General features: G+C 63.8%; 2 protein-coding genes and 1 pseudogene. 1 reads left to right on the top strand and 2 read right to left on the bottom strand.

Going from position 1 to position 2,378, the window contains the following annotated elements; all coding sequences use genetic code 11:
• Window positions 1-1,123, top strand: a pseudogene (locus AHiyo1_RS09325) (ornithine decarboxylase); the annotation flags it as partial.
• A 134-nt stretch (window positions 1,124-1,257) separates the two neighbouring features.
• Here AHiyo1_RS09325 and AHiyo1_RS09320 read toward each other — a convergent pair.
• A complete protein-coding gene (locus AHiyo1_RS09320) occupies window positions 1,258-1,650 on the bottom strand; it encodes a DUF1304 domain-containing protein (RefSeq protein ID WP_059388382.1) in 393 nt (130 codons plus the stop codon).
• A gap of 63 nt (window positions 1,651-1,713) precedes the next feature.
• Window positions 1,714-2,247 carry a class II fructose-bisphosphate aldolase gene (locus tag AHiyo1_RS26480; protein ID WP_253257240.1) on the bottom strand — a complete coding sequence of 178 codons (534 nt, stop codon included), beginning with the start codon at window positions 2,245-2,247 and terminating at the stop codon, window positions 1,714-1,716.
• Between the last annotated feature and the right edge of the window lie 131 nt (window positions 2,248-2,378).

Raw genomic sequence — 2,378 nt, 5'->3', positions numbered from 1 at the left:
CGGCGGGCCCGGTTCCGGCGTCGGGCACGTCAGCGATGAGCTGCTCCTGAAGACACGACTGCTGCCCGATCCGGCGAAGGCCCGCGTGAGGGTCTACTCAACGCAGTCGACGCACAAGACCCTGACGTCGCTCCGGCAGGGGTCCATGATCCATATCCATGACCAGGACTTCGGCCAGTTGAACGAGGAGAGCTTCCGGGAGGCGTACATGACGCACACCTCCACGTCCCCCAACTACCAGATCCTGGCTTCCTTGGACATGGGACGGCGGCAGGTCGAGTTCGAAGGATACGAACTGGTGCAACGGCAGGCAGATCTCGCGGTCAGCATCGCCCAGGCCGTGGCGAGGCATCCCTTGTTGAAGAAGTACTTCCGCGTCCTCGGCACCAAGGACCTCATACCGCCTCAGTACCGCGAAACGAGCCGGCAAATGCCGCTTCGCGACGGGCTCGCGGCCATGTCGGAAGCCTGGGAGCGCGACGAATTCGTTGTTGATCCGAGCCGGTTGACCCTGCATATCGGCCTCACCGGCGTGGACGGCGATACCTTCAAGCACGACTTCCTGATGGACAAGTACGGGATCCAGGTCAACAAGACGTCGAGGAACAGCGTTCTCTTCATGACCAACATCGGCACCTCGCGGAGTGCCGTCGCCTACCTCGTTGAGGTCCTGGTCAAGCTGGCCGAAACCTTTGAAGATGAGCAATCCGGCCTGAGCGGTCTGGGTCAGCGAGCGCGCCTTGCCCGTGTCGCTGCGCTGACCAGCACACCGCCACCCTTGCCGGACTTCAGCCGCTTCGCCGAACGATTCCGGGTAGATGCGCAGACGCCGGACGGCAACATGCGGGACGCCTACTTCGAGAGCTACAAAGCCGGATCCTGCGAATACTTCAGTGCGGCCGAACTTATGCGAAGGGTCGCCGCGGGAGAGGAAATGGTGTCTGCCTCCTTCGTCACCCCCTATCCGCCCGGATTCCCTGTCTTGGTTCCCGGGCAAGTGATCACGGAGGAGATCCTGGCTTTCATGTCGGCACTGGACACGCGGGAGATCCACGGATTCAACCCCGAATTGGGGTTCAGGGTGTTGACGGGTGAGCTAGCGTCACGCCAAAAGCCTGCATAAGTGAGCGAGCGACTGGCCCGGAGGGCACATATGTGAGCGAGCGTTTGCCTCGTAGGACTCGCTCACGTCTCACGCCATTTTCGCCAACGCTCGCTCACATCTCACGCCATTTTCGCCAACGCTCGCTCATATCTTTAGCCGAGCGCCACGGCAAGGATGCCGAGCACGACGGCGAGCAGCGGCGTCGTGCCCTGAAGAACCGCGGGGCGGAGGTACTTCTTGCCGCTCAAGGCGAGCACGATTGCCGCCAGCAGCATGGAGCCGCACGAGCTGAAGACGAGGGTCCAGCCGACCTGCGGATGACCAAGAGCGACGAAGACGATCCCGGCGATCGCCCCGATGGCAAGGAAGAGGTTGTAGAAACCCTGGTTGTAGGCGAGGCCCTTGGTGGTTTCCGCGTCGGACTGGGAAGCGACGCTAAAGCGCTTCCACGTGGCCGGACGGGTCCAGGTGATGGACTCCATGCTGAAGATGTAGACGTGCAGCAAGCCGGCAAGGAGGGCAAAAATCAGGGAGGCTACGATCATGGCTGATCCTAGCTCCCTGCGTTGCGCGGAGGCGCGGCGGCGTGGCCACCCCGCGAGCCGCGCCTAGCGACTCAGCATGTCCAGTGTTGCTCCGGCGAACGCCCCTGCCGAGGAACCCCAGCGCCCCAGCAGGCCCTGGAGGTTCTCGCCGTCGGCCCGGTGCGGGGTTGTCTCGGCTTCGAGCGTGGCGAGGATGCCGGTGCGGAGCTCCGTGTTGAAGTTCACCTTGCCCACGCGCATTGACGTGGCCTTGACCAGGTCTGCCGCGGGAATGCCTGACGCGCCGTGGAGCACGAGCGGAAGCTCAGTGCGCGATGCAATGTCCTCCAGCACATCCCAGTGCAGCCTGGGCTCGCCGGTGTAACGGCCATGCGCATTCCCCACGGCAACGGCCAGGAGCTGGGCACCAGTGCGGTATACGAATTCCAGTACCTGGCCCGGGTCGGTCAGGCCCGCCGGATGGACACTGGCCGGATGAGCGTGAACGTCAGCACCGAAGGCCTTGTCCTCGTCGCCCGCCAGCCCGCCAAGTTCCGCTTCGATGACGATGTCCGAAGCACCGGCGTCTAGCACGACCTCATGTACGGAGCGGACCAAAGCGATGTTTTCCTCGAATGGGAGGGAGGAACCGTCGGCCAGGACGCGTCGGCACCGGCTGCCACCGAATCACGGATGACCTCGAGGTCCGAGGCGTGGTCCAGCTGCACCGAGACCGGCACGCGGGCGTC

The sequence above is a fragment of the Arthrobacter sp. Hiyo1 genome, from assembly GCF_001263615.2.
Classification (GTDB): Bacteria; Actinomycetota; Actinomycetes; order Actinomycetales; family Micrococcaceae; genus Arthrobacter.
Note: the sequence above shows the minus strand (reverse complement) of the source record. Positions and strands in the feature narration are given on the sequence as shown.

Excerpts from the sequence above, each read along its gene's own strand:
- AHiyo1_RS09320 (WP_059388382.1), bottom strand. The coding sequence starts at position 1,650 with ATGATCGTAGCCTCCCTGATTTTTGCCCTCCTTGCCGGCTTGCTGCAC.